Origin of the sequence: Porphyromonas sp. COT-108 OH1349, assembly GCF_000768755.1 — a bacterium.
Classification (GTDB): Bacteria; Bacteroidota; Bacteroidia; order Bacteroidales; family Porphyromonadaceae; genus Porphyromonas_A; species Porphyromonas_A canoris.
The window spans coordinates 1-861 of the sequence record NZ_JRAH01000040.1 but is presented as its reverse complement, the minus strand read 5'-3'; the positions used below and the strand labels follow the sequence as shown (position 1 = coordinate 861).

Below are 861 nucleotides of genomic sequence, written 5' to 3'. Positions count from 1 at the left end.
CTTTGTTTGGGTTTTGCATATTCGCAGCATTTTCTTTTGGAGTGAGTTTTGTTGCCATAATTCGATAATGTTTCCTCCTTTGTTATCTCTTCCGAAGTTGGAGGGTTATTTCACTTACGGAAGATATTACTATAGATGAGAGTTCAAATGTACTCGAATTGTTACAAAAAGACACTAAGTAATATGAGAAAAGATACTGAACGAATGCAAGATTATTCAGTATCTTTTGAGTGATGTTTTTTTATGCTTCTTTTCAAGTATTTGAAAAAATGGATGAGATGGCAGTTGGTATTATCTGAAGGTGATAGGTTTGCTATATTTAGTTTTAATTGTACCATCTGTCTTTGTTATAGCACACAAGTAGGGGAGGAATAGATTTCTTCCTTTCGGTCAGTCTTCTGATTGTCCATTTACGGAAACTCTTGGCTTGTGGAGAAGAAATGCGAAATGATAGCATCGTTATCATCTCTATATTGTACAAATCCACNAACTCTTGGCTTGTGGAGAAGAAATGCGAAATGATAGCATCGTTATCATCTCTATATTGTACAAATCCACTGCTCCTCCCTTGAAAGATAAGGTTTGCATCACTTCATTTTCTCTGAGTAAGCCCTCTTTGAAGATGGACTTGATATGACCATTTACCTTGCCGGAGAATACACTGAACAAATCAGCTATTTCACAAGCCGACATCCAAATGGGAGGTGTTGGAATATGGACTTTCCCGTTCTCTCCAATGCTTATGATTTCTCTTTTCATAGTCCGTTCTCCTCATTATATGGTGATACCGTTGAATTGTTCTATTTTGCTCAACTTATCAGAAAGGGCTTCCATATCTCGACTCTCTTTTTCATGGGTAAT

Annotated in this window: 1 pseudogene; it reads right to left on the bottom strand. The window is 36.7% G+C overall.

The annotated features are described in order from the left end of the window. Positions 1-325 precede the first annotated feature (325 nt). Positions 326-759 (bottom strand): annotated as a pseudogene (locus tag JT26_RS10310) (hypothetical protein). Positions 760-861: the final 102 nt, after the last annotated feature.